Genomic DNA, 20,421 nt, shown 5'->3' with positions numbered 1-20,421 from the left:
CAAGCCAGAAACCGATTGAGGATCGTCCGCGGCCACACGCAGTTCGTTGGCGCTCGGCACAACCCATTTGCGAGATGACAGCGGCTTCTGCAGCCGCAGGCAGCCAGCCTCTGCCCTTCGGGAACAAGAGCCGCTTTCGGCAATTGTTGCAGGAGAGATTGTCCTTGCCCTTTTCGAGCGAACGCCCCCGCCCCCCGCCTTCGCTCCTTTACAGGAGTTCAGTAATGAGAATTGCCCAGATCGCCCCGCTTGCAGAACGTGTTCCGCCGAAGCTTTACGGCGGAACGGAGCGGATTGTTCATTGCCTTACCGAAGAACTCGTCAGGCTCGGCCATGACGTCACGCTCTTTGCGAGCGGCGACTCGCTCACTTCCGCCGAGCTGGTGCCCTGCTCGGAGGTCGCCCTCAGGCTCAATCCGGACGTGACCGACTTCCTTCCCCATCACGTCGTCATGCTCGAGGAGGTGCGCCGCCGCGCGCAGGAGTTCGACGTCCTGCATTTCCATATCGATTTGCTGCATTTTCCCCTGGTCAGGGATTTCGCCGACCGGACCGTGACGACACTGCACACGCGTCTGGATTTATCCGATCTCCAGCCCTTCTATCGGCTGTTTACCGATATTCCCCTCGTCTCAATATCCGACGACCAACGCCGGCCCATCCCGCCGGTGAACTGGAGGGGTACCGTCTATCATGGCCTGGACGCTGCGGTATTGCCGTTTACCGAAAGGCCGGCCGGCAACTATCTGGCCTTTCTGGGCAGGATTTCACCCGAGAAGGGCCCCGAGAGGGCCATCGAGATCGCCACGCGGGCCGGCATGCCGCTGAAAATCGCGGCAAAGGTCGACAAGGCGGATCGCGCCTACTGGGAACGCGTAGTCGAGCCGATGGTGGCGAGCCATGCCAATGTCGAGTTCATCGGCGAGATCGACGAACACCAGAAGCCGGAGTTCCTGGGCAATGCCGCCGCACTTCTCTTTCCGATCAACTGGCCAGAACCCTTTGGCCTGGTGATGATCGAGGCCATGGCCTGCGGCACGCCGGTGCTCGGCTTCCGCTACGGCTCCGCCCCGGAGGTCATCGAAGACGGCCTGTCGGGGGTTCTCGTCGACTGGGTGGAGGACGCCGTCGTAAGGATGAACGAGGTCCTGAGCCTAGACCGGCGGAGAGTCCGGGCAGCCTTCGAGCGCCGCTTCACCACGGAGCGGATGACGCGCGACTATCTGGACATCTATCGAAATCTTCCCGGCGTCCGGAGTGACACGGGAATTGTGCGCGCGGCGGCAGGTGATCGAATCGGCCTCGAGGTCGCCCATCAACCGTGGCGAAGCGCAGTCGAGAGCGCTTTGCCGCTTGCCGACGCCGGCAAGAGCCGAGGGGCCATCCAGGTGATCCTCGATGGCCCCCAGCCCCTTGGAACGGAAGAGCCCCGCGGCGGGCGGCCCGGTCAGTAAGATTTCTGCAAGTGCGAGGATGCGACCGCCTGTGGGCCGCCCTTCTCCGCCTGCCGCAACGCCCGGTACTCGGCAACCGCCGCCAGACCGGCATCGCGCAACAGCGCCACGTCGTGAGGCCCGGCGATGATGCGATAGCCGCGGTCGATCAGTTCGCCGACGGAGGCACCGGCGTTCGGCACCGTGCCCATGATCTTGCCTGAGGCGAGGATCGCCCTCTCGGCGCGTTGAACCAGTTGGCGCACCTCCGGATGGCCGGTCTGCTCGAGCCGGCCGATCGAGCCGGCGAGATCGTTGACGCCGATGAAAATGATGTCGGCACCTTCGGTCGCCGCGATCGCCTCGGCATTGTCGACGGCGACGTGCGACTCGATCTGCACGGCGATCAGCATGTTTTCATTGGCCTTGTGGATATAGCCGGGCTCGAGCCCGAAGGTCGAGGCGCGCACCACGCCGGCCGCATAGCCGCGGATGCCTTGCGGCGGGTAGCGGCAAGCGCGGACCGCCGCCAGAGCCGCTTCCGCCGTGTCGACCGAGGGGATCATCACCGACTGCACGCCGGCGTCGAGCACCCGCTTCAAAAAGACATGATCGTTCCAGGGGACCCTGACCAGCGCCGGGGAGGGCGTCGTCTCGATGGCGCGCAGCGTGTCGATGATCTCGCTGGTCTCGCCGACGCCATGCTCATGGTCGACGAGAAGGAAATCGAAGCCGGCGTGGCCGAGGATTTCCGCATTGGTCGGCGCGCCGCCGCCGACCCAGCATCCGAACGCGACGTGACCGGCGGCAAGGTGGGCTTTCAGACGGTTGGGTGTGTACATGGACAGTCAGCCTCGAATTTGACGGGGGAAGCATGGGGCGCGCCGTCACGCCCCATACGATCACAGATTTCAGTTGGCGGCGCGCACCCGCTCGATCGTTTCGTTCAGCGCCTTGACGAGGTCCGGATTGGCGGAAGCCGCGAATTTTTCGGCAACCGGCTTGGTCTTCTCGCGGAAGCGGGCGATTTCCTCGGGCGGCAGCTTGGTGACCGTCATGCCGGAGGCGGCAAGCGCGTCGACCGCCTTCTGGTCGGCATCGCGGGAGAGCTGGCGCTGGAAGGCAGCCGCCTCGGTGGCTGCAGCCTGCAACAGATCCTTCTCCTCCTGGTCGAGCTTCTCCCACAGCGGCTTCGAGAACAGCAGCACCATCGGATTATAGGTGTGGCGCGTCAGCGTGATGTACTTCTGCACCTCGTTGAGCTTGGCCGTCAGAATGCTTGGCGCCGGGTTTTCCTGGCCGTCGACGGTACCGGTCTCGAGCGCCGTATAGACCTCCGGGAACGGCATCGGCACCGCATTGGCGCCGAGCGCCTGGAACATTTCCAGGTAGATCGGCGACTGCACGACGCGGATCTTCAGGCCCTCGATGTCGTCGACCTTCTCGACGGGGCGGCGGCTGTTGGTGAGATTACGGAAGCCAAGCTCCCAATAGGCGAGCACGACGAGGTTCTTGTCGTCGAGTTCCTTGGCGAAGGTCTTGCCGACGTCGCCGTCCATCACCGCGTCGGCTTCCTTGGTCGATTCGAACAGGAAGGGCAGGTCGAGAATGGCGAAGTCGGGCGCAAGGCTTGCCATCAGCCCGGCATTCATCACCGACATCTGCAGGAGCCCGCCCTGCAGCGCCGTCACCGACTGCAGGTCGCCGCCGAGCATGCCGGCCGGGAAAACCTTGACGTCGATCTTGCCGCCGCTCTTTTCCTTGACGATATCGGCGAACTTGCGCTGGCCGATGACGAGCGGCGAGCCTTCGGCGCCGGCGCTGGCGAAGCGGATCGTCTGCTCGCGGATTTCGGCGCTGGCCGAGAGCGGCGCGACGGATGCCAGCATCAGGCCGGTCATCAAGGCCATCAAAGTCTTACGCATGTCGTTTCCTCCTTGATACGATGCGATTTTCTTGAATTCAGCGTCCCAGCCAGGCTGCGGGCCAGGTGACGAGTTCGGGGAAGGCGATCATCAGCCCCAGCACGATAAGCTGGGCGACCATGAAGGGCGTGACGCCGCGGATCACCGTTTCCATGTTGAGACGGGAGACACCGGCGACGACGTTCAGCACCGTGCCGACCGGCGGCGTGACGAGGCCGATGGAGTTGTTGATGATGAACAGCACGCCGAAATAGATCGGGTCGATGCCGGCTGCCTGCACCACCGGCACCAGCACCGGCGCCAGGATCAGGATGGTCGGCGCCATGTCCATCGCCGTGCCGACGATGACGACGAGGATCATGATCGCCAGCATCAGGAGCTTCGGGCTGTCCATCAGGGGCGAGAGCAGTTCGATCACCTGCCCCGGCAGGTCGGCGATGGTGATCAGCCAGGCCGAGACGAGGGCGGCCGCGACCAGGAAGATGACGACGCTCGTGACCTTGGCGGAGGAGACGAAGACGGCGTAGAGCTGGGAGAGGCTAAGCTCGCGGTATATGCAGGTGGCAACGAAGATCGAATAGACGGCGGCGACGACGGCGGCCTCGGTCGGGGTGAACAGGCCGAATTTCAACCCGAATATGATGATCACCGGCAGGCCGAGTGCCCAGAGGCTTTCTCGCAGCGCCTTCAGCCGCTCGGCGCCGCTGGCGCGCGGCCGGAGTTCGATCGCCTCCTTGCGCACCATAAGCCACCAGGCGGCCGCAAGCCCGACGCCGATCATCAGGCCAGGCGCGATGCCGGCCATGAACAGCTTCGAGATCGACAGGTTGGCGGTGACACCGAAGAGGATGAAGGCGATCGACGGCGGGATGATCGGTCCGATGACAGACGCCGAGGCGACAAGGCCGGCGGAACGCGCCTTGTCGTGGCCGGCCTTGACCATCATCGGCACGAGCAGCGCGCCGAGGGCGGCCGCATCGGCGACCGCCGAGCCGGAGAGCGCCGAGAGCACACAAGCGGCGATGATCGCCACATAGCCGAGCCCGCCGCGTACATGGCCGACGAGGGTCAGAGCCAGCGCCACGATCCGCTTCGACAGCCCGCCGGCATTCATCACCTCTCCCGCCAGCATGAAGAAGGGAACAGCCAGCAGCGTGAAGCTGTCCGTGCCGCCGACGAGGTTCTGCGCCAGGATCTGCGGATCGAACATGGCGAGTTGCACCATCAGCGCCACGCCACAGATGAGCAGCGCATAGGCGATCGGCATGCCGATCGCCATGGCTGCGAGGAGGGCAGTGATGAAGACCAGAATTGTCATCGCGGACCACCTTTGCCGGAGATGCAGAAGAACCAGGTCCCTCAGCTCGCGGCTGCAACTTTCGAAAGCGCCGAGGGCGCATGGAGACGGCTCGGCAACACCCTCAGCGCAGCGGCGCGCTGCCGGGCGGCAATTGGGCGATGTCGAAATCCTCTTCCGATTCCCGGACGCCGATCAGTTCCTCGTCGCTGATCCGGCCCGTGAGCGAGCGGATGAGCGACAGGCAGAACCAGGCGGCTGCAAAACCGGTGAAGATCAGCACCGGCACGAAGAACCAGGCCTGGGAGATGCCCATGACCGGCGTCGTCATGCCGAGATTGATGCCGAACTGCTGCCAGGTGCCGGAGAAGATCAGCCAGGTCGTATAGAGCATCAGCAGATTGGAGAGGACGAAGCAGGCGAGCCGGCCCTTGCGGGAGAGCCGCCTTACCAGCGTATCGACGCCGAGATGCGCCTGCTCGAACAGCGTCACCGCGGCGCCGAGAAAGACCACCCAGACGAACAGCAGGCGCGATAATTCTTCCGACACGGAAATTCCGGTGTTGAAGGCATAGCGCAGCACGACATTGCCGAAGACGAGGACCAGCATGGCCGCAAGGCAGGCGGCAAGCAGGAACTGCACCGGGTTCAGCAGGAATTTGCGGATCGCGATCAAGATAGCTCCTCCTCCGACAAGGGCTTCCCCGGTCCCGCGCCTCGGCGCAAGACCGCCTCCTGAAAGCCGATCAGAATGTAAGCGCTTACATAGCACTTTCAGGTAACCTGTCAAACAGAAAGTAAGTGGGTTGGAAATGGCGATGTAAGCGTATACATACCTAATCGATTGAGGAGAGATCGATTCCCATGGGACGTGGAGGAAGAGAGCGGAACGGACAGACGGGGGCCCGCGCCCTCGATGTCGCGGCACTCGCCGGGGTATCGACCGCCACCGTATCGCGCGCCTTTAATGCGCCGGAAAAGGTTGCGCCGGAGATTCGCGAGAAGGTGCTGAAGGCCGCGGCCGAGCTTGGCTGGATGCCGCATCCGGCCGGCGCGGCGCTGGCGAGCCGTCGCACCTGGCTCGCGGGCGTCCTCATTCCGACGCTCGACAACGATGTCTTCGCCTCGCAGGTCGGCGCCTTGCAGACGCGTTTGTCGGCAGACGGCGTCACGGTGCTCATCGGCTGCTCGAACTACGACGCCGACCAGGCCGCCAACCAGGTCCGCACGATGCTGGCGCGTGGCGTCGAAGCGCTGGCCGTTGTCGGCGAATCGCACCGTCCCGGTCTTTTCGAGACGATCGCCGCGCGCGGCGTGCCCTATGTGGTCACCTATTCGCACCGGCCCGGCTCCCCTCACCCGAGCGTTGGCTTCGACAACGCCGCCGCCTTCCGGCGGATCGCCCGTCATCTGCTCGATCTCGGCCACCGCGATTTCGCGCTGATCCATCAGCCGTCGATCGACAACGACCGGGTCGTGGCGCGTATTGAAGGCCTGCGCGCGGCGCTCGCCGAAGAAGGCATGGCGCTCAGACCGCAGCATGTGCGCGAGGGGCCGGCGAGCATTACCTTCGGCCGCCAGAGCCTGCGCTCGATCATGGAAGCCGCGGGCCCGCGGCCGACGGCGGTCGTCTGTGGCAACGACGCCTTGGCGATCGGCGCGCTCATCGAGGCGCGCGCGCTCGGCATGAGCGTGCCGGAAGAGCTCTCCATTACCGGATTCGACGACGTGGCGATGGCGGAGCAGACCGATCCGCCGCTCACCACCATGCGCGTCGACAATGCCGAAATCGGGCGGCAGGCGGCGGATTATCTGCTCGCCTGCCTCGCCGGCCGGCCGCCGCCGCCGCCACCGCCGCTCGAAAGCCGCCTGATCCTCAGGGCATCGACCGGTGCCCCTGCCCGTACCGCCTGAACATTTCCTCCCAAAACGGATGCTCGCATGACCGACGTTACACTTTTCGATGCAGCCGATCTCGCCCAGCGCTTTGCGACCGCAAAGGATCGTATCGCGGCCGCAGAGCTGCCGGTGCCGGCGACCATTGCCCAGGCTATCGCCGTGCAGGCCGCGTTCGTCGCACCTGAAGGTGCCGCTGGCGCGGGATACAAGGTGGCCCGCTCGCCCGGAGGCATGAGCGTCGCCGGTCGTCTCTCGCCGATCGCGGTCCACCCCAATGCTGAGCCGGCTACCTTTCGCTGGCGCAACGGCCTGCGTGTCGAAGCGGAGATCGGCTTCCGCCTTGCCATGGACTTGCCGCCCCGGAAAGCCGGCTATAGCCGGGACGCAGTGATCGCCGCCATCGGCTCCATCCATCTCGGCGTCGAGGTCCTCGACAGCCGCATCGAAGAGGGCGGCAAGGCGCCATTCCTGCTCTTCCTCGCCGACCGGCTCGGCAATGCCGGCTATGCGCTCGGGCCCGAGCTGCCGCGCGAATTTCTCGACGGCGCGGATGGGCGGCCGCTGGAAGTGAGCCTCGACGGAGCCCGGCTGTTCGCAGGCGAGGCTCGCCACCCGGCGGGCGACGTGCTCGCCTGGCTCGTCGGCTGGGCCAATGAAATGCAAAGAGCGCAGAACACGCTCGCGGCCGGAGAGATCGTCACCACCGGCAGCCTCTGCGGCGCCCTCGATGTCATCGCACCCGGCCGCATCGACGTGAGGCTCGACGGCAGATGGAGCCTGCCGGTTCGGTTCGAATAGCGAAAATGCAGACCCGGAACGGCGAAGTCGTACCCCTCTGCCCTTCTTCCAATCTCCCCCTTGTGGCGGAGATGCCCGGCAGGGCAAAGGGGGGTGAGCAGTTCGGCGCGGCTACCCCCGGCCCTCTCAGAACTCCTGCCATTCCTCCGCCACGGCGGCGTTTGCGCGGAAGGATTGCGCCACCTTGGCGACCATCTGGCGCGCCGGTGAAGCAACCGCGCCTCCGCTTGCAGCCGGCGCTTGGCGCTTCGATGCGGCGCCGATGTCGAACTGGCGCAAGAGCTGGAACAGCGCGTCCGCCTCCTTTGCAAGACCATGGGCGGCGGCTGTCGCTTCCTCGACCATCGCCGCATTCTTCTGCGTCCCCTGGTCCATGGTGTTGACCGCCGTACTGATCTCCTTCAAGCCCGTTGCCTGCTCCCTGGAGGCCTCGACGATCGCCCCGACATTGCCGTCGACCTGCTGGACCTGCTCGACGATTTCCTCGAGCGCCTTGCCGGTTTCGCCGACGAGGGCGACGCCGTTCTTGACGTGGTCATTCGAGGTGTTGATCAGCTCCTTGATCTCCTTGGCGGCCTTGGCGGAACGCTGCGCCAATTCGCGCACTTCCTGGGCGACAACGGCAAAACCCTTGCCGGCCTCGCCGGCCCGCGCCGCCTCGACGCCGGCGTTAAGCGCCAGAAGGTTGGTCTGGAAGGCGATCTCGTCGATGACGCCGATGATATTGCCGATCTCGACCGCCGAGGCTTCGATCTTGCCCATGGCGCCGACCGCGTCGCGCACGACGCGTCCGGAGCGCTCCGCATTGTCCTTCGTCTTTCGAACGAGCTGACCCGCCTCCTGGGCACGATTGCTGGAGTCGGCGACCGTTGTGGTGATCTCGTCGAGCGCCGCTGCTGTCTCCTCGACGGAAGCCGCCTGCTGTTCCGTCCGCTTGGCGAGATCGTCGGAGGCCGAGCGTATCTCCTGGGCGCCGGCTGCGATCGCGCTTGCATTCTCGGCGACCGCCTGCATCGCCTGGCGCAGCTTTTCGACCGCGCCGTTGAAGTCGAGCCTCAGCTTGTCGAGCGACGGGATGAACGGCGTGTCGATCCGCTGGGTGAGGTCGCCCTCGGCGAGATTCTGCAGGGCGGCGGCGAGTTGATGCACGGCCTGGCCTGTCTGCTCCGCCAAAGCATTGCGCTGCTTCGCATCCTCTTCGAGCCGCTGGCGTTCCGTCATCGTCCGCGACGTCTCCGCATCCGCCTCGCGTTCTGCCTTTGCGGAGATCGCATCCCTGAGTGCGGCGACGGCACGCGCCAACATGCCGATCTCGTCGCGGCGCGCTTCCAGGTGACGATCCCCCGTCAGGTCGCCCTCGGCCATCGCCTTCAGCGACAGCTGCAGCCTCGTCAGCGGTCCGATGATCGAGCGCGCCGACAGCGCCGCAGCGATGATCGAAAGCAGGGCAGCGACACCAAGCGCCGTGAATGCCAGCGACTCGAACCCGCTCGCGGCACCGCGCACGTGGCTGCCGATCGATTTGTTCAGGGCCTCCTGATAGTCGATGAACTTGTTGATGGCACCGAGCCAGGCGTCAAAGAGCGGCCGAGCCTGCTCCAGCAGGATCCTGCGCGCGCCGTCACCATTTCCCTTCTCCTGGAGGGCGATGATGTCGGCGACGAGCGGATTGGTCTTGGCCTGGATGTCGGCGATTTCGGCCAGAATTGATCTTTCCTGATCGCTCGCGCCGGAAGCGATCATCTCGGCCATCCGCTTCTGGTTGTCGGCATAGGTGGCGGCGAGCTTTTCGATCAGCGCCTCTGCTTTCTTGCGCTCCTCTTCGGAGGTCACCAGCGTGACGTCGCGGATGGCGATCGCGCGATCATGCACGCTGCCGCGATAATTTATCGCAAAGCGTTGCTTCGCGCTGTTCACGTCGTTGATGGTGGCGAGATTGCCGTTGATCTCTTCGACCTGAACAACGGAATAGATGGTCAAGCCGACCATCATGAGGAGCAGGAAGCCGAAGCCGATGGCGAGGCGCGCGACAATCCCGAAGCTCTTGAAATGGCTCATCGATTTTTCCTTGTCCCTTTGACGCATCGCCGCGCCTCGACCGCTCTCAGCCGGACCGTGGTTCGCTTGCGCCCTTCAATACCGACCTATCAAGGAGGCGCGAGCGGGCGCATGGCGCCGCCCGCGTCAAAACCGTCCCAATGCTGTGAAACCCAGTCCCAGCGGCGGCTTGCGCCGCAAAGGCCACCCGCCTTCATGGCGGTTGAGACGAGCGTTACATCGCTTCGCTTTGTCTCAAGAAATGTCACCTGTTGGTTGCGAAATCGTGAATAATTAGCTTTGCTATAAAAGTAATTTCTAAATTGCCGTGACGATCAGGCCGTCTGGCCGGCCGCGAGCAGGCGGATGAGCATCATCCCGGCAAGCAAGCCGAGCAGCGAAAAGACCACGGAAGAAGCGGCATAGATTACCGCAGCCATCCACTCGCCGCGCTCATAGAGGCCGATCGTGTCGAGCGAGAAGCTGGAGAAGGTCGTGAAACCGCCGAGCACGCCGGTCGCCAGGAACAGCCGCACATCCTGAGGCAGATGGACGCGCAAGGCGAAATACTCGGCAATGAGCCCCATGGCGAAAGAACCGGCGACGTTGACCGCCAGGGTGCCGAAGGGAAAAGCGGCCCCGAGGATCTGAGCGGCGAACTGATTGACGCCATGGCGCATCACGCCGCCCAATCCGGCACCAAGAAAGACCAGCAGATAGGCCATTGCCGTCCCCTTTTTCCTCTCGCGGCCCGAAAGTTCGGCACAATAGGTCTGCAAGTCGCCGCCGACAAGCACCGAGCCGACGATGTCTGCGGCGGCATTGCGGTGCCTCCAAGGGCGGGTCGATGCCGTTTCAGATCGGAGCACTGGTCCTATCCACTTTCTGCATCGGCCTGTCCACTTTCCGCTGCGAACTGTCCGATGCGCAGCGTATTTAAGCGTTTGTTTACTCAAGACCGCTTGGGTGGCGATTGCGATAGTAATCGTCACTGCAACCGCCGGACGGTGTCCGACACGCTCCGGGGTGGCGATTCGAAGGGCGACCGGTGCATCCGTTCGCTCCAGCGGGATGAGCCCGCGGATGTCCAAGACCGCATGATTTCGAGGAGAAGCTGGCCGCGCTCGGCATGGAGCGCGGAAGGAGAGCTGCGTGCTCGAATTCCCGACCGCTCTGCTGCCGTCTTCGCCGGAGGATACTCCCATCGTCCGGCAGCGAAGCAGCAGCAAGGGGAGCGACCCCGGCCAAGTCTCGACCAAAGGGGACCTCAGTCTCCCGCATACAGTAGAGGTAGTGATAGTGAAACGACCAAGTGTGAAATTGTCCCTGATCGGCTCGATTGCCGGCATGGTGCTGACGACCGCCGCAATCTCCTGGGTATCGATCAGTTCGCTCTCCGGGATTGACGCCAAGAGCGACGAGATCGTCGACAATTGGCTGCCGAGCGTCGAGCGATCCAAGGAGATCGATACCGCTCTTTCCGACCTGAGGGTAGCCTTCAATCGCCATGTCCTGGCGACCACGGACGACGAGGAACACGCGGCCGAAACGACGATCGAAGAGGAGAAAGCCCGCTTCTTCAGTGCGATCGACGACTACGCGGCGCTCGTGACCGAGGCAGACGAACAGACCGAGCTCGCGAAGATCAAGAACACGGCCGGCCAGCTGATCGACGCGAGCCGCCGGATGATCGTTGCTTCGGCCGCAGCCAGGGACGATGAGGCAAAGCAGATTATTTCCAAGGAAATGGCGCCGCGTTTTAGCGAGATCGCCGAGTCGGTCGACGTTGTCGTCGGCCTCAACAAGGAGGGTGCCGCCCGTTCCGGTGCGGAAATCCAGAAGCTCCTCGAAAATACGCTGAAGCTTGTCTCCATCCTCTGCGCAATTGCGGTCTTCGCCGGCGGCGGCGTCATCGCTTTTGCCGTTTCCGGCATCGCCAACCCGATCACCCGGATCACCGGCGCCATGCGCAATCTCGCTGGGGGGGACGCGAAGTCGCCGATCCCCTTTGCCGGCCGCGACGACGAGATCGGCGCGATGGCCGAGGCCGTCGAAGTGTTCCGCCAGAACGCGCTTGCCAACGCGCGCCTCGAAGAGGAGGCGGCCGACACGCGCAGCCGCCAGGAGGCCGAACGGGCAGAGGTGCAGCGCCGAACGACGCGCGAAGCGGAAGCGCTGCGCTTTGCTTCGGACAATCTCGCCGCCGGCCTGAAGCGGCTTGCCGCCGGCGACCTCGCCTTCCAGCTCAACGACGCCTTCGCCCCGGACTTCGAACCGCTTCGCCAGGATTTCAACCAGTCGGTCCGCCAGCTCGGCACGGCGCTCGCGTCGATCTCCGAAGGCATCGGCACGATGGACAACGGCACCCGCGAGATCGCCTCGGGTGCCCAGGACCTTGCCAGGCGCACCGAACAGCAGGCGGCTTCTCTCGAAGAGACTGCCGCCGCGCTTGACCAGATCACCGCCAATGTCGGTTCCTCGACGAAGCTGACGGAAGAGGCGCGCACGGTCGCGACCCAGGCCAATCAGAGCGCCGCCAAGTCCGCCGAGGTTGTGTCGCATGCCGAAGAGGCGATGCGCCGCATCGAAGAGAGCTCGCAGCAGATCTCGAACATCATCGGCGTGATCGATGAGATTGCCTTCCAGACCAACCTTTTAGCGCTGAATGCGGGCGTCGAGGCGGCGCGTGCCGGCGATGCCGGCAAGGGCTTCGCGGTCGTTGCCCAGGAGGTGCGAGAGCTCGCCCAGCGCTCCGCGCAAGCCGCCAAGGAGATCAAGGGACTGATCCAGAACTCGACGACCGAAGTTGAAAGCGGCGTCAGGCTGGTACGTGATACCGGCGAGGCGCTGAACGTGATCGGCAGCTTCATCGGCCAGATCAACAGCCACATGAACGCAATCGCCGTCTCCGCCAAGGAGCAGTCGACCGGGCTTGCCGAGATCAACACTGCGGTCAATTCGATGGACCAGAGCACCCAGCAAAATGCCGCGATGGTCGAGCAGTCGACCGCGGCGGCCTCGAGTCTCGCTTTGGAAGCGGCGAAGCTCCGCGACCTCGTCGCCCGCTTCAAGCTCGAGGGAGTTGCAGGCCCGCGCGCCGCCGGCGAAACGGCGAGGCCGGTCGCTTCGCCTGCCCGTGCGCTCGGCAGCCGCATCGCCCGGGCTTTCGGCGGCAAGACGGCAACCGCGGCCGCCGTCGACGAATGGGAGGAGTTCTGAGCCTCACGAACTGGACCGACGCTATCCCGCGCCCTTTCATCCCTGCCGCAAAGCAGCAGGTTTGCGGCGCCCGATCGTACCCTCTCCCCGCCTAGGGGGCGGGGCCAGGATACGGGCCGATGCCTTCGCGCCCATTCATACATACGCATACGGAGCCATATCCAGTGTCGAATATCGCCGTTTTCCCCACCAAGAAGCCCGAGGACCGTTTCCGCATGGCCGATATGGAAAGCGCCAGGGACCGCCTGCTCTCGGTCGCTGCCCAGCTTGACCACATCCTGGCGGAATTGTCGCGCGAAGGCTTACGGCCTGCCTACGGACAACTGCCAAAGACCGGTACCTGATCGAGGAAGGGCGGAGGGGGAACAAGTTGCTAGCGGAGCGGGCTGACGAGATGACTGGACGATCGGAACCGCCGAGCAAGCCTCGGCAATCGGTGGAGACATACATTCGGTCGATCGGCCGGCACTACGTGAATGCCGTCATCGTGATGACGCTCTTGATCGCCGCCACCTATCTGACCATGCTGGTCGCCCTTGACCGCCATTCGCTGCAGCAGAAGATCAGCTTCCTGACCAGCAACCAGTTCATCCGCTTCCAGCAGCTCGCCAACCAGACGCGGGCGATGATGCGGGCCTCGGCCGATCCCAACCTGCCGGAACACATCATCAGTCCGATGCGCGACGATATCCATCGCGCCATAGGGGATATCCGCGCGATGAGCGGAGAATTGCACGCGCTGGATCAAAGCATCGGCGGCAATCTCCTCGAGCGTTTCAATCCGGGCGACGAGATCGCGGTGCAATTGCGTCACGATCTCAACGCCCGGCTCGAGGACTTTCTCGAACGGGCGGTGCGGATTGCCGATATCAGCACCGAGGACCGGCGGCAGCGCTACTCTTTCTGGGGTCCGATCGATTTCGCCGTGGCCGCCGACAGCATGCTGATGCGCCAGTTCGCCGACCTGATCCGCCACGCCCATGGCCGTAGCGGCGTCAGCATCGACAACGCCAAGCTGATCGGCACGGGATTGCTGGCGCTGATCGCCGCCACCGTCATTCTGGCGAGCGTCTTTCTGTTCAGCCCGCTCCTGAAGAAGCTGCGCAACGAGCATCGCCTGACAATGGCTTTCGAGAAGCGGCTGACGCTTCTCGCCCACACCGACGCTCTCACCGGTCTCGACAACCGTTCGTCCTTCAATGCCGCGCTCGGCAATCTATTCGGCGAGTTGGGACGGACCGGCGCCGGCTTCTCCATGCTGCTCGTCGATCTCGACCGCTTCAAGAGCATTAATGACGGCCTCGGCCATCCGGCGGGCGATGCGGTGCTGCGCCACGTCGCCCGCGCCCTGCAGAAGACCTTGCGCGCAAGTGACGTGATCGCCCGGCTCGGCGGCGACGAGTTCGCCGTGCTGCTGCCCGGGATCGGCGAGGCCTCCGCGCTCCAATCTGTTGCCGAGCGCGCCATTGAGGCGGTCGCCGCAGACATTGCCTTCGAGGGACGCAACCTGCAGGTCTCGGCCAGCATCGGCGGGGCCATCGTTCCCGATCACGCCTCGGACGAGGCCGGACTGATGCGCATCGTCGACCTGGCTCTCTATACGGCAAAGGCCGGCCGCAACAGCACGGTCATCTTCGACGAAGCGGCGCTGGCCCGGCGGCTCGAGCAGAATCAGCTCTCGCTTGCGCTCGTGCTTGCAGCCGACCGCAACGAATTCGTCGTGCACTACCAGCCGAAGGTCGACCTCACGACCGGCACACATCTGGGCTTCGAGGCGCTGGTGCGCTGGCAGCATCCGCAGCTGGGGCTGCTGCCGCCGGGCCGCTTCCTGCCCTTGATGGAAGGAACGCAGCTCATCCGCGGCATGACCCGCGCCGTCGTCGCCACTGTCGGCCGCGACCTCAAGGCCTGGCGGGCCGCCGGGCTCGCTCCCGGTCCCGTGTCGATCAACCTTCCCGAGGTCCTGCTCGTCGGCGAGGAAGGCTACGCGCTCTTCGCCGCTGCGGTCCGTGAGAACGGCCTGGAATGGCAGGATTTCGCGGTGGAGATCACCGAGGATGTCTTCCTCAATCGCTCGGCCGACCAGATTCTGGCGACGGTGGCGCGCTTCCGCCAGCACGGTTTGTCGATCTCGCTCGACGACTTCGGCACCGGCTTCGCATCGCTCGTGCACTTACGCGATTTCCCCTTCGACGAGTTGAAGATCGACCGGAGCTTCGTCGACGGCATAGGCAAGGACGCCCGCAGCGAACAGATCATTCGCGCCATGATCCAGCTTGCCCAGAACCTCGGCAAGCGCTGCGTTGCCGAGGGCATCGAGACGGAAGGACAACGGCGCTTCTTGATGGAGGCCGGCTGCGACGTCGGCCAGGGATACCATTTCGCCAGACCCCAGCCCGCCGCCCTTGCCGGCGCGCGGCTGCCGCAACGGGCCGCCGCCGACCGGCGCCCGGCCTCGAAAGCATCGGTTGCGCTGCGGCGGATCGCCCGGCGGTGACTGTTTTTGATCGAGGAGAGGACCTGAAATCAAGCAAGCCTGTCTGACGGCGGCACTGTTGCTGGCAAGCTCCCAGCCACCTGCAGCCGCCGATTAGCGCGGCGCAGTCGATGTCGTGCATTTCTGGATTTCGCAGAGCGAGGCGGCGGCACTGGATGTCTTGCGCAAGGCATGGATCGCATCCTTCCACCAATGGGCCGAGCTGCCAGCGGAAAACAAGGTGGCGGTGCACAGAATCGTCAGCGATCGCATCGCCGACAGCTATGCGCCAGCCGTCATGCAATGGAATGCCAATGAGGGTTCGCGCGAGCTGCCGGAATGGGCATCGTGCTCGACATCGACGAGGTCGCGAAGGCCGACGATTGGCGCCGCGTCCTGCCGACAACTCTGCTCGATTGCATCACCTACAAGGACAAGGTGTTTTTCGCGCCCACGAGTATCCACGCCGAGATTTGGCTCTGGACGAGCGAGGCCCTCTTCCGCGAACTCGGCCTGAAATCTCCAGAGACATGGGACGAGATCGCGACGGCTTCCGCCCGCTGCAGATCTCGCCCGACCATTACGACGACGAGGCGCGCTGCGGCCTTCGAGCCGGCTTTGACGGAGCGGTTGAGGGCTTCGAACATCCTCTACGACCGCGACGAGCACGGCGAGTATTTCCAGCTTTTACAGCCCACCTACGGCGAAGGCTTCTTCTTCGAGATCGTCTAGCGGCGCGGCTATCGCGGCTATGGCGCCGCCAACGCCATTTTCCGCATCGCCGCGCCGAAGAAGCACTTGAGGCCGGAAGGGCTGCCGAGGCTGTAGCGGCTGGCTCTCGCTCCACCCGAAGCGCTTTGCAACTGGAAGACATTCGTCAAGGTGCAACGCCTGCCGCATCTATTCTCCCCTTAGTGGGGAAATGGCCGCAGGCCAGAGGGGGTCTTGTCCCAGTCCCCTCGAGAACGCCCTAACCCGCATCACGGGGGCTCGCCGACAGCAGCCGTTCGCACAGCACCGCCGCCTGGGTGCGGCTGACGACGCCGAGCTTCTTGAGGATCGCCGAGACATGCACCTTGACGGTCTGCTCGGCGATGTCCATCTCGCCGGCGATCTGCTTGTTGAGCTTGCCCTCGATGACCTTCGTCAGGATGCGCAGCTGCTGCGACGACAGCGAAGCGAGGCGGGCGCTCATCGCCGCATCCGGATCGGCGGCTTCGCTGTCGAGGCGCGGCGGCGTCCAGATTTCGCCGTCGAGAATCGCGCGGATCGCGCTCGCCATCTCCGGCAGGTCCAGCGACTTCGGGATATAGCCGGAAGCTCCGAAGGTGATCGCTTTTCGGATCGTCGCCGCGTCCTGCCGGGCCGAGACGATCGCCACCGGCAGGGTCGGGTAATGGGCATGCAGCAGGAACAGGCCGGCAAACCCGTCCGTGCCCGGCATAGTCAGGTCGAGCAGGACGAGGTCCACCTCCTGCCGATCGCCGGATAGCGCCTCCAGAACCTCGTCCACCGAGCGGCAAGCGATCAGATCGAGGTCCGGCAGTACCGCCACGAGAGCGCTGCGCAGGGCTGCCTGGACCATCGGATGGTCATCCGCAATGACGATGCGCGTGCTCATGTTCTTCCTCCCCCTACTGCAAAGTTCTGCGCTTCTACTAAGACGCGCCGCGGTGTAGTCCGGCGCCCTTTTCGAGGGCGACGGCATCCAGATAGCGTCTCAAGGCTGCCGGCTTCACCGGCTTCGCCATGACTTCGCAGCCGAGCGCCTTCGCCTCGGCGCCGACGGCCTCGCCGCGATCCGCAGTGATCACCAGGCCCCTGACCTCCCGGCCCCAATGTTTGCGCAACTCGCCCAGCACCTCGACGCCGGTCGTGCCGTCGAGGTGATAGTCGACGAGCGCCAGATCTGGCACTTGCCCGTTGCAATTGGCAAGCGCCGTCCTCTCGTCACTCGCGACAATCGGCCTATGTCCCCAGCGCGACAGCAAGGCGGCGAGGCCATCCCGTATCGCCCCGTCATTGTCGATGCAGAGCACCGCCAGCGCGCGCTGGCTCGCAGCCGAGGCAGCCGCAGTTTTTTCCGCGGCCGCAACCGCGGCGCCCGCCGCCGCGCGCGGCACGGTGACGGCGAAGCAGGTTCCGTAACCAGGCCGGGAGCGCATCTCCAGCGGAAAATCGAGCAGGCGGCAGATGCGCTCGACGATCGCGAGGCCGAGGCCGCTCCCCTTCTCCCGCTCCTCGCCCGTATCGAGGCGGCGAAACTCCTCGAAAATCTCCTTCTGCCGCTCCGGCGCGATACCGATGCCGGTGTCGCGCACCTCGATCCTGATGCCATCCTTCCGCCGCCGGCACCCCAGCAGAACCTTTCCCTCGGGTGTGTAGCGAATGGCGTTCGAGAGCAGGTTCTGCAGCACGCGGCGTAGGAGCTGCGGGTCGGTCCGGGCCGAAAGCCTTGAGGCCACGATCTTCAGCGTCAACCCGCGCTGGCGCGCCATGGCGGAGAATTCCAGCTCAAGCTGGGCGAGCAACGAGCCCACGGAAAAATCGGCCGGCTGTGCCCGCACCGCACCGGAATCGTAGGACGAGATGTCGAGCAGCTCGTCGAGCAGACGCTCCGTCGAGGAAAGTGCCGCCGCGGCATTTCTCGCAAGCGCCCGCTCCTCGTTAAGCAGGCCCTTCCCTGCTTCGTCGGGCTTCAGGCTCTCGTCAAGCGCCGCCAGATAGAGCCGCGCCGCGTTAAGCGGCTGTAGCAGATCGTGGCTTGCCGCGGCGAGAAAGCGCGTCTTGCCCATATTGGCCCGCTCCGCCTCGGCCTTGGCCTGCTCGAGCGCCTGGGTACGCTCCTGGACGCGCCGCTCCAGCTCCTCGTTGGCGCGCCGCAGGCCGGCCGCGGCCCGGTGCCGCTCGGTCACGTCGGTATAGGTCGAGATGTAGCCGCCCTCGGCCATCCGGTCATAGGCGATCTCCAGCACCATCCCATCCGGTCGCTGGCGCTCGTACACATAGGGCCAAATCTGCGTGGCGAGGTCGCGGTTGACGAGAAGCGCCTTGAGGTCCTCGGCGTCGTATTCACCGCGCTCGCGGTTGAAGTCGACGAGATCGGCGAGCGGCAGGCCGACGCGGATCAGGTCTCTCGGCAGGTCGAGCAGGGTCAGGAATCGGGCGTTCCACGCCTCGATGGCGAGGTTCGCGTCGAAGACACAGATGCCCTGCGGCACGCTTTCGAGCGCCCCTTGCAGGAGCTTCCGGTTGAAATGCAGCGCCTGCGACGCCTCGTCGAGCATCACCACGGCGGCCTTGCGCGATAACGAGCGGCTTTCGAGCGCCGCGGCAATCACCACGCGGGCCGAGGCCGCACCGAGCGCCCCGGCGATCAGGTTCTCGGTGAAGCGCATCGCCTCCATATCGGCGAGCCCATCCTGACGCGCGCGGCGCTGTTCGACGAAGTCGTCGAAGGCGGAGGCGCTGCGCTCGGCTCCGACGAAACGCGCCGCGAGCGTCTTCAGGTCCTCGAGCCGCGTGACGAGCGGCAGGGAGGCGAGCGGTGGCGGCTGCGCCGCGCCCCCGTCGGCGAAGGCCTCCGCCTGGAGCCGCTCGAGCGGCGAGCGATCCGCCAGCAGCGAAACAGCCGCAAAGACTAAGAGATTGGCGCCGAGGCTCCAGAGCGTCGCGTGCGAAATCGGATCGAGGCCGGTCACGCCGAAGAGCGCTTGCGGCTTCAGCCAGGCCAGCCCGAACGGTCCATTGACGACGAGGGCGTCGACGGCGGGAACGAGCGGGGCAATCGAAGGAACGAGCAGCGTGTAGATCCAGAGGGCGAAGCCGACGACGATGCCGGACACCGCCCCTGCGCCCTTGGCGCGCCGCCACAGCAGGCCGCCCAGGAAAGCCGGTCCTAACTGGGCGATCGCCACGAAGGAAAGCAGCCCGATCACGGTCAGCGGATAGGCCTGGTCGACCAGCCGGTTCATCATATAGGCGAGCAGCAGGATGCCTGCGACCGAGATCCGCCGCACCAGAAGCAGCGCCGCAGGCGACGGCCAGATCGCGCCGCTGCGGCCGACCAGGCGCGAGCGCAGCAGCAGGGGGACGATGACGTCGTTGCAGAGCATCGTGCTCAGCGCCACCGAGGCGACGATCACCATGCCGGTCGCCGCCGAGAAGCCGCCGAGAAAGGCGAGGAGCGCCATCAAGGGCGCATCGGCGGCGAGCGGCAGCGAAATGACGAAGGTGTCGGGGTTCACCGTATCGGCGAAGGTCGCAAGCCCGGCAATGGCGATCGGCACCATCAGCACGCTGAAGACGAGGAGATAGGCCGGATAGAGCCAGGCGGCGGCGCGCGCCTGCGACAGCGACTGGTTCTCGACCACCGCGACATGGAACATGTGCGGCAGGCAGAGGAAGGAGATCGCCGCAATGATGGTGTTGGAGATCCAGGTCGGATCGGAAAAGTCCGGCGCCAGCAGGGACGCCATGCGCGCATCGGCTTGCGTGCGGGCGACGAGGTCACCCAAACCGTCGAACATGCCGAAGACGATGAACAGCGCGACGACGACGAAGGCGGAAAGCTTGACCAGGCTCTCGAAGGCGATCGCCGCCATCAGGCCGCGGTGATGCTCGCTCGCGTGGATGTGCCTGACGCCGAACATGATGGCGAAGAGCGCCATGGACGCGGCGACGGCGAACGTGCTGTCGCCGCGGATCGGCCGCGGGCCACCCGGAGCGACGGCCGGCGCGGTCAGGATGTCGAAGCTGGTGCCGACCGCCTTCAGCTGCAGGGCTATGTAAGGCAGCACGGCAAGCAGCGCCGCCATGGTGACGAGCGCGGCAAGCATCTGGCTCTTGCCGTAACGCGCGGCGATGAAGTCGGCGATCGAGGTGATGTTCTGGCTCTTGGCGACCGTGACGATCCTGGCGATCAGCCGCTGCCCGAAGACGAGCACCAGGGTCGGGCCGATATAGATCGCCAAATAGTCGAAGCCGCTCAGCGCCCGGCCGACCGACCCGTAGAAGCTCCAGGACGTGTTGTAGACGGCAAGCGTCAGAGCGTAGCCGAGGGCCGCCAGCCATTCGCTGGGCACGGCCGAGCGGCGACTGCCACCTTGCCGATCCGTCCACCAGGCGATCAGGAACAGGATGACGACATAGGCTGTGGAAACGGAGAGGACGACCCAACCGGGCATGGCACCTCGCTGCCCAACTGCAGCAATTTCAAAGTGCTATAGCGACCTTGCGGATTTCATCGGACGCGGCGCCGTAGCAGCGGACACGGGGCCGCTATCGGTTCATTGCCATATCGGCCGACGAATGGCAACGCGCTCGGCGCAAAGGGCC

General features: G+C 65.0%; 14 protein-coding genes and 1 pseudogene. 7 read left to right on the top strand and 8 right to left on the bottom strand.

Annotation, left to right across the window (positions count from 1 at the left end; genetic code table 11):
- Positions 1 to 224: 224 nt before the first annotated feature.
- Positions 225 to 1,454: a glycosyltransferase family 4 protein gene (locus tag ATC00_RS12785; protein ID WP_064253038.1), complete on the top strand. Its 1,230-nt coding sequence runs from the start codon at positions 225 to 227 to the stop codon at positions 1,452 to 1,454.
- On the opposite strand, the gene ATC00_RS12780 is transcribed toward ATC00_RS12785, so the two are convergent.
- The 4 genes from ATC00_RS12780 to ATC00_RS12765 form a co-directional block, all read right to left on the bottom strand.
- Entirely contained in the window at positions 1,448 to 2,275 is an 828-nt protein-coding gene (locus tag ATC00_RS12780; RefSeq protein WP_064253037.1) for an HpcH/HpaI aldolase family protein, read from the bottom strand. The genes ATC00_RS12785 and ATC00_RS12780 overlap by 7 nt on opposite strands.
- Positions 2,276 to 2,344: 69 nt before the next feature.
- The gene (locus ATC00_RS12775; RefSeq protein ID WP_064253036.1) at positions 2,345 to 3,358 is read right to left on the bottom strand and encodes a TRAP transporter substrate-binding protein; all 1,014 of its coding nucleotides are present in this window, start codon (positions 3,356 to 3,358) and stop codon (positions 2,345 to 2,347) included.
- A 37-nt stretch (positions 3,359 to 3,395) separates the two neighbouring features.
- Positions 3,396 to 4,676 carry a TRAP transporter large permease subunit gene (locus ATC00_RS12770; protein WP_037381802.1) on the bottom strand — a complete coding sequence of 427 codons (1,281 nt, stop codon included), beginning with the start codon at positions 4,674 to 4,676 and terminating at the stop codon, positions 3,396 to 3,398.
- A gap of 103 nt (positions 4,677 to 4,779) precedes the next feature.
- Positions 4,780 to 5,331 carry a TRAP transporter small permease gene (locus ATC00_RS12765; protein WP_064253035.1) on the bottom strand — a complete coding sequence of 184 codons (552 nt, stop codon included), beginning with the start codon at positions 5,329 to 5,331 and terminating at the stop codon, positions 4,780 to 4,782.
- Between the two features lie 188 nt (positions 5,332 to 5,519).
- On the opposite strand from ATC00_RS12765, the gene ATC00_RS12760 reads away from it, so the two are divergent.
- Positions 5,520 to 6,569: a LacI family DNA-binding transcriptional regulator gene (locus ATC00_RS12760; RefSeq protein WP_064253034.1), complete on the top strand. Its 1,050-nt coding sequence runs from the start codon at positions 5,520 to 5,522 to the stop codon at positions 6,567 to 6,569.
- 27 nt (positions 6,570 to 6,596) lie between these two features.
- The gene (locus ATC00_RS12755; protein WP_064253033.1) at positions 6,597 to 7,352 is read left to right on the top strand and encodes a hypothetical protein; all 756 of its coding nucleotides are present in this window, start codon (positions 6,597 to 6,599) and stop codon (positions 7,350 to 7,352) included.
- Between the two features lie 126 nt (positions 7,353 to 7,478).
- Here the strand turns inward: ATC00_RS12755 and ATC00_RS12750 are convergent, their stop codons facing one another.
- Both ATC00_RS12750 and crcB read right to left on the bottom strand, forming a co-directional pair.
- Positions 7,479 to 9,410: a methyl-accepting chemotaxis protein gene (locus ATC00_RS12750; RefSeq protein WP_064253032.1), complete on the bottom strand. Its 1,932-nt coding sequence runs from the start codon at positions 9,408 to 9,410 to the stop codon at positions 7,479 to 7,481.
- 314 nt (positions 9,411 to 9,724) lie between these two features.
- Positions 9,725 to 10,114, bottom strand: coding sequence for a fluoride efflux transporter CrcB (gene crcB / locus ATC00_RS12745; protein WP_064253076.1), 390 nt, complete (start codon positions 10,112 to 10,114; stop codon positions 9,725 to 9,727).
- A 574-nt stretch (positions 10,115 to 10,688) separates the two neighbouring features.
- Here crcB and ATC00_RS12740 point away from each other — a divergent pair.
- The 4 genes and pseudogenes from ATC00_RS12740 to ATC00_RS30965 form a co-directional block, all read left to right on the top strand.
- Entirely contained in the window at positions 10,689 to 12,608 is a 1,920-nt protein-coding gene (locus tag ATC00_RS12740) for a methyl-accepting chemotaxis protein (protein WP_064253075.1), read from the top strand.
- 164 nt (positions 12,609 to 12,772) lie between these two features.
- Positions 12,773 to 12,952 carry a hypothetical protein gene (locus ATC00_RS12735; protein WP_037381814.1) on the top strand — a complete coding sequence of 60 codons (180 nt, stop codon included), beginning with the start codon at positions 12,773 to 12,775 and terminating at the stop codon, positions 12,950 to 12,952.
- A gap of 50 nt (positions 12,953 to 13,002) precedes the next feature.
- Positions 13,003 to 15,105: a putative bifunctional diguanylate cyclase/phosphodiesterase gene (locus ATC00_RS12730; protein WP_064253031.1), complete on the top strand. Its 2,103-nt coding sequence runs from the start codon at positions 13,003 to 13,005 to the stop codon at positions 15,103 to 15,105.
- A 527-nt stretch (positions 15,106 to 15,632) separates the two neighbouring features.
- Positions 15,633 to 15,912, top strand: a pseudogene (locus ATC00_RS30965) (3-keto-5-aminohexanoate cleavage protein); the annotation flags it as partial.
- Between the two features lie 142 nt (positions 15,913 to 16,054).
- On the opposite strand, the gene ATC00_RS12720 reads toward ATC00_RS30965, so the two are convergent.
- Positions 16,055 to 16,705: a response regulator gene (locus tag ATC00_RS12720; RefSeq protein WP_037381818.1), complete on the bottom strand. Its 651-nt coding sequence runs from the start codon at positions 16,703 to 16,705 to the stop codon at positions 16,055 to 16,057.
- A 37-nt stretch (positions 16,706 to 16,742) separates the two neighbouring features.
- Positions 16,743 to 20,270 (bottom strand): hybrid sensor histidine kinase/response regulator, encoded by a 3,528-nt coding sequence (locus ATC00_RS12715; RefSeq protein WP_064253030.1) that lies wholly within the window; start codon positions 20,268 to 20,270, stop codon positions 16,743 to 16,745.
- Between the last annotated feature and the right edge of the window lie 151 nt (positions 20,271 to 20,421).

The sequence above is a fragment of the Sinorhizobium americanum genome (assembly GCF_001651855.1).
Classification (GTDB): Bacteria; Pseudomonadota; Alphaproteobacteria; order Rhizobiales; family Rhizobiaceae; genus Sinorhizobium; species Sinorhizobium americanum.
Note: the sequence above shows the minus strand (reverse complement) of the source record. Positions and strands in the feature narration are given on the sequence as shown.